Origin of the sequence: Massilimicrobiota sp. SW1139 (assembly GCF_012027715.1) — a bacterium.
Taxonomy (GTDB): Bacteria; Bacillota_I; Bacilli_A; order Erysipelotrichales; family Coprobacillaceae; genus Allocoprobacillus; species Allocoprobacillus merdigallinarum.
This window is the reverse complement of record NZ_SJOR01000015.1, coordinates 44,208-50,452: the sequence shown is the minus strand read 5'-3', so window position 1 is coordinate 50,452 and position 6,245 is coordinate 44,208. Positions and strand designations below refer to the sequence as shown.

At 31.3% G+C, this 6,245-nt stretch carries 6 protein-coding genes and 1 other RNA gene; all 7 read right to left on the bottom strand.

The genetic code is table 11. The annotated features are described in order from the left end of the window. Positions 1-479: 479 nt before the first annotated feature. Positions 480-834: a transfer-messenger RNA gene (ssrA, locus tag E0K96_RS08865) on the bottom strand. Between the two features lies 1 nt (position 835). After that, positions 836-1,282: an SsrA-binding protein SmpB gene (smpB, locus tag E0K96_RS08860; RefSeq protein ID WP_168082618.1), complete on the bottom strand. Its 447-nt coding sequence runs from the start codon at positions 1,280-1,282 to the stop codon at positions 836-838. 16 nt (positions 1,283-1,298) lie between these two features. Continuing rightward, positions 1,299-3,503 (bottom strand): ribonuclease R, encoded by a 2,205-nt coding sequence (gene rnr / locus E0K96_RS08855; protein WP_168082616.1) that lies wholly within the window; start codon positions 3,501-3,503, stop codon positions 1,299-1,301. Between the two features lie 65 nt (positions 3,504-3,568). After that, complete coding sequence (secG, locus tag E0K96_RS08850; RefSeq protein WP_087244997.1) at positions 3,569-3,790, bottom strand: preprotein translocase subunit SecG; 222 nt, start codon at positions 3,788-3,790, stop codon at positions 3,569-3,571. Between the two features lie 57 nt (positions 3,791-3,847). Then, complete coding sequence (locus tag E0K96_RS08845; protein WP_240924485.1) at positions 3,848-4,366, bottom strand: hypothetical protein; 519 nt, start codon at positions 4,364-4,366, stop codon at positions 3,848-3,850. After that, the gene (locus E0K96_RS08840; protein WP_087935785.1) at positions 4,359-5,084 is read right to left on the bottom strand and encodes a DUF4430 domain-containing protein; all 726 of its coding nucleotides are present in this window, start codon (positions 5,082-5,084) and stop codon (positions 4,359-4,361) included. The genes E0K96_RS08845 and E0K96_RS08840 overlap by 8 nt, the downstream gene beginning before the upstream one ends. Further along, positions 5,077-6,216, bottom strand: coding sequence for a prenyltransferase/squalene oxidase repeat-containing protein (locus tag E0K96_RS08835; RefSeq protein ID WP_168082614.1), 1,140 nt, complete (start codon positions 6,214-6,216; stop codon positions 5,077-5,079). Before E0K96_RS08835 ends, E0K96_RS08840 begins: the two co-directional genes overlap by 8 nt. Between the last annotated feature and the right edge of the window lie 29 nt (positions 6,217-6,245).

The window sequence follows — 6,245 nt, the reverse complement described above, 5'->3', positions numbered from 1 at the left end:
ATAGTTAGACAAAGGAAACACTATAAATTCAATTTTCCTTTTTATAATCAACAAAAAATGATATTTTATAGTTTAAAATTTTTTATAACCACTATTAAAATATAAAATATTTCTTTTTGTTTAACTTTATTAATACAACTTTAAATAACTTTATTCTTCTTTTTTATACATATAGTATAAAATTATATCTCAAATAATCTTATAAACTTTCAATAAATTACTATATTATTTATACGAATAACATGTTTCTTACATGATATCAAATACTATACTAGAATTTTCATAGCCTACATACACACATTTAATCGAAAATTATTAACATGAATCAATTGATATCATTTCTCAATATTATATTTTAATATCTTTTACTTTTTTAAAATATCAAAAAATGGCTAACAGTGGCTATTTGATATAATTTTTTGTTCAAAAATATAAAAAAACCGCTTAAAATCAATGTTTGTAGCGGTTGTTGTTTTCTTTGGTGGAGGCGGCGGGAATCGAACCCGCGTCCAAAAGCCGTCCCATATGAAACTTCTACAGCTTATCTTGTCGAATGAATTTAACTAAGCTACGATCCACAAGCAGTCTTTCACTTAGCGATTCTGTACATTTTCGTGGTATAAATCCAGAATCTTTATACCCTTAACCTATTAAATATGTTACCAGTTCTATAGCCATAGGTATGCTATAGGCTGATATTCGCTAAAGTCTAACGTCGACTAGCAAGCGAAAGATAATTGTTGTCTGTTTCCAGATATTTTTTGTTTGCAATTAACGTATGCCCACGGCTGCCATTCCATTCAAACTGACCCCTGTCGAATCCAAGACGCCCCCATTAGTAAGCATTTTTTAATGCTCTTTCCATATCTCTTTTTGCATCTTTAGCTTTCAGATCCTGACGTTTGTCATATAATTTCTTACCTCTTGCTAAAGCAATCTCTACTTTTAACTTAGACGTATTAAAATATAATTTTGTAGGAACTACTGTTAAACCATTTTCTTTCACTTCTCTTTGTAGCTTTTTAATTTGCTTTTTATGAAGCAATAGCTTTCTATTACGAAGTGGTTCATGATTAAAAATATTTCCTTGTTCATAAGGAGCGATATGCATGTTTTCAATAAAAGCTTCATCGTTCTTAAAACGAATAAAAGCATCTTTTAAATTGACATGTCCAAGACGTATTGATTTAATTTCTGTCCCTTTTAACTCAATTCCAGCTTCATAAGTATCTAAAATAAAGTAATCATGAAATGCTTTTTTATTCTGAGTGACAACTTTCATGCATATCACATCCTTTCTATCTATGTTTTCTTGTCTTTCTATGTGACCTATTTATTTTACCTTTTTTTGTACGTTTTGTCTTTACTTTTCTATCATTTATTTTCACAATTTTTGATTTCTTTTTTCTTGATTCCATTCCCACAACTTCAAAATCAATTGTTCTTTCTTTTTTATCACAAGCAACAACTCTAACTTTCACTTTATCAGATAATTTAAAGATTCTTCCTGTTTTTTCACCAACGAGAACCATTCGTTTTTCATCATAGTGATAATAATCATCTGTTAAATCTGTGATATGTACCAAACCATCAATAGTATTTGGCAGTTCAACAAAGAAACCAAAAGAAGTAATAGAAGAAATCATACCTTCAAATTCTTCCCCAATATGTTCAGACATATACTCAGCCATCTTCATATCTGTAACTTCTCTTTCAATATCAACAGCTTCTTTTTCACGATATGAAGATTGTTCTGCTAATTCTGGAATCACTTCTTCAAAATGAGCAGTCTGTTTATAATCCTGTTTAAATAAGAATGTTCTAATTAAACGATGTCCCAATAAATCAGGGTAACGACGTATTGGTGAAGTAAAGTGTGTATAATATTCATCTGCTAAACCAAAATGCCCTAAACATTGAGCATCATATCTTGCTTTTTGCATACATCTTAACAATAATGTTGACACAATCACATGTTCATCAGTTCCTTTAGATGCATGAATAATCGCATTTAATTCATTTGGATAAACATGTTCTAAAGATCCTTTAATCGTATATCCTAATGGTTTTACAATATTCACAAATTGTTGTAATTTCTTAACCTTTGGCTGTTCATGAACACGATAAATAAATGGTAAATCCAACCATTTAAAATGCTGCGCTACTGTTTCATTGGCTTTCAACATAAACTCTTCAATGATTTTATCAGAAGCGCCACGTTTTCTTAAAACAACATCAGTTGGTTTTCCTTTTTGATCAACAAGTACCTTAGCCTCATCAACATCAAAATCAATAGCGCCACGTTCATCTCTGACTTTTCTTAATAATGTCGCTAATTCCTGCATTAAAAAGAATAATGGCACAGCTGGCGCATATTCCTGCTGTAATTTTTGATCACCATCTAAAATCTTATTCACATTATTATATGTCATACGATAAGAAGAATGAATCACCGTTGGTAAAATATCATGATTAACAACTTCACCATGTTTATCAATTTCCATAATACAACTGATTGTATAACGATCTGTATTTGGATTTAATGAACATATTCCATTTGATAATTTATGTGGTAACATTGGAATCACACGGTCAACCAAATAAATAGATGTTCCTCTTTTAATCGCTTCCTTATCTAAAGGTGAACCTTCTGTCACATAATAAGAGACATCTGCAATATGAACTCCCAGCTGATAATGTCCATTATCTAATTTCTTTAAAGAAATGGCATCATCTAAGTCCTTGGCATCATCACCATCAATTGTCACAATCAGCTCATTTCTTAAATCCGCACGATTTTCAATATCACTTGGATCAATTTCATCTGAGATACCTTCAATTTGTTCATAGACTTCCTTAGGAAACTCAATATCTACATCATGCGCATGGACAATAGATAATATATCTATTCCAGGATCATTACGATGTCCAATAATTTTAATAATATCGCCTTTAATTTGTGGTTTAAAAGTCTTAATTTCTACCACAACCTTATGTCCTGGCATAGCACCATGCATATGTGCTGCATCAACAATAATAGGCTTATCAAATTTCTGATCATCTGTTTTGACAATATAGTCTTTTCTTCCACGCTTCACTTCCCCAACATAACGAAGTTTTCCACGCTTTAAAACACGCACAACACGTCCTTCTTCACGTTGTCCATGAGATTTAATCTTTTCGATTAAAACAGTATCATTATGAAGTGCATCCTTCATATTGGAATCATGTATATAAAATTCTCTATCTTCATCAACTTTTACAAAACCAAATCCACGTTTATTTAATTCTAAGACACCTTTATAATATTGAAGCTGATTAATCAAATAATAATCATTAATACGACTTCTTATAATAAGCCCTTCATCTTCCATTTCATTAATAAGTTTAATAAACGCAACATAATCCTGTGTTTCTGTCATATGAAAGTGTTCTGCTAATTCTTGAATTTTTCTTCTTGTATAAGTTTGATCAGATAATAACTCTAATATTTCTTCTTTCAATTTTCTCACCTCACTTTTAGTTTATCCAATTAATAAAAAGAGGACACATCAAAGTGCCCTAATGATTAACCCATTCTAATTAAGATTGCAAGAACAAAAAATGCAATTGCAAGTCCAACAGTAATACGTGTTAAAACCAAATCTGCTCCTCTTTCTTTTTGATGAGCAAATAGGTTAGAACTTTGACCAGTCAAAGCATTCACCACACCATCAGATTTTCCACTTTGTAATAGGCATACAACAATAAGAGCAATTGAAACGATAATCAATAAAATATTTAAAATCATTGTCGTACCTCCTTTTCTTTTTTATACATTCGCATAGACATCATAGCATATCATCATTTAAATTACAATACTTTTATTTTTAACAAAGATTTTCATCAACAATGGTGCCCCAATTAAATAGAAAAAGAAGTTTCCAACTGCATGAAAAGTATCAAATAATAATCCCGATATATAATAAACAATAAATAGTGATGGTCCACCCACAACAAATTTATCTAATGATACAATAAAACCAAAAACATATCCCATCAAAAAAGCAAATATAGCCATAACTAAAATATGTGGTTGTTTATGTATTTTCTTAAAAAAATCCATTAAACATTGCGTCAATAAACAAATCACAATCCATGCTAAAATCTGAAAAATTGTCCAAATTCCCATACCTAAATAGATATTAGAAACAAGTGTTGTCACAATCGTTAATTTAATACCAAATGCCAAACCAAAAATCATCACTGAAATAATGATAATGGATGTTACGGGCTTAATATTAGGTAATGCCTGTAAAGCTATACGTGATGCTATATTGACAGCCGCTAATATTCCAATCAAACTGATTTCTTTAACTTTATCCATTTGTTGAATAGACCCATTCAACCTGATCACCATCTTTTAAAGTGCAAGCACCTGCACTCGTTTGAGGATATGTTCCATTAACCTTATATTTCCATCCTGACATGCCACCATAATCAAATTCCATAAGTCCGTTGATTCCTTTCACATAAATGGCTTGCCCAATTCCTGATGTACTCACAGGCATTTCATAATTATCTGCTAATATTTTTAAAGCATCATAAGCACTTATACCTTCTTCATATTCTATATAATCTTGTGCCATAACACCATCAACACCAGTGATTGTCACATAAACAGATGCAATTTCTTCTTCAATATAAACTTCTTCCTCTTTTTCAGGTACATCCTCTACTTGTGTTTGGTGAGATGTAGATGTTTCCTGATTGGAAGTTGTTGTTTGTTTCTGTTGTGTTGATTGAGATTCAGGCTTTTGTTTTGATGACTGTTTTTTTTCTTGCTGAGAAACTTGATTCACTTGTTCTTCTTTTTTTTCTTGTTGAGAAGTTTGATTCTCTTGTTCCTCTTTTTTCTCTTGGGAAACTTCCTCTTTTTGTTTCGAATCTGTCATTTCTTGTTGAACTTGATTTTCTGTATTGTCAGTCACTTGTTTTGCTGACTGACTTGGTGAAGCAAAGTAGGCATGATAAATGCCTACTCCACCTATTAATAAAAAACATACAACAACAAAAATGAGCGTATATTTCTTTGTTTTATTCAAGATACTGTCTTCCTTTCAATAGAAGTATACCACTTCCAATAAATAATAAACTATATCCTATCAACCATGATGAATCATCTGTTTGAACCACATCAGCTTTTTGTGATGATGATTCTTCTTTTGTCTGATTATCATTTTGCATTTCTGTCGAAGATGTTTCTTTATCTTCTTTAACTGGATCTTCTTCAACAGGTATTTCTGGTTCTTTTTCTATTTCGGTAACTTCACCTAAAGCTAAGTATGCTTGATGGGCCTTTTGATAAACTGAACCATTATAATAGTATCCTATTGTTTGTACACCTTGTACAGTTGCAAGCAAATTATATTGCCCTTCTCCTGTAAATGATGACCAAAAACTTCCATCAGAGTTTTGGAAAGATAATAAGACATCATATGGATTATGTTCATTTTGATTATATGTTCCGGCTTTCACACCAGCACTATCATATGTTAATAATCCCGCCAGTACACATGCCTGCGTATTAGCATCTGCACCATATCCATACATATCAAATCCAGCATCCTCTTTTTGATATGATAAAATATATGTCATAGCCTGTTGAATAGTTGGCTGATATTTCTCTTGATTAACTAAACTCAAAGCCTCTATTGCCCATCCTGTGACAGCAAGATCTTCATAACCTCCAGCATATGTAAATGCTCCATTATCTTGAATCATAGAAGCTAGATAATCTGCAGCTAATTCTTGTTTATCTGAGCCTACAATATATAAAGCATCTACACAAAAAATCTGATTATTTGAACCAAAACCATTCTCATTTTCAAAATGAACAGCTCCATCACTTTGAATTGCTGATTCTAATAATTCAACATAGTTGACCCCATTATAATTTCTAGGATCATTTCCATGTAAAGTTAAAACTATAATTGTTTTCGCAACATTTGATGCTGTATCTGTTGCAAGAAGTTCTTCAGGTATGACCTTCTGATCCGTTTCTACTCCAACTGATTCACTCGCAATGATTTCATCAACTGATTGAAACGCACTTAAATTTTGAAAATAATTTTTTGCTAATGTATAGCTTTCATCATAAGTAAGTGCAGCTATTGGAAAAATATTTCCCATCACCAACATTAGCATAATCAATAAACATGTAAAAATTTTCTTCATTTTGTCCTCCTCTTTTTCTAGACAAAAAC

What these genes read in the sequence shown, in the direction of transcription:
- smpB (WP_168082618.1), bottom strand. Translation starts at nt 1,282, where the DNA reads ATGAAAGTTGTCACTCAGAATAAAAAAGCATTTCATGATTACTTTATT.
- secG (WP_087244997.1), bottom strand. Translation starts at nt 3,790, where the DNA reads ATGATTTTAAATATTTTATTGATTATCGTTTCAATTGCTCTTATTGTT.
- E0K96_RS08835 (WP_168082614.1), bottom strand. Translation starts at nt 6,216, where the DNA reads ATGAAGAAAATTTTTACATGTTTATTGATTATGCTAATGTTGGTGATG.
- E0K96_RS08845 (WP_240924485.1), bottom strand. Translation starts at nt 4,366, where the DNA reads ATGGATAAAGTTAAAGAAATCAGTTTGATTGGAATATTAGCGGCTGTC.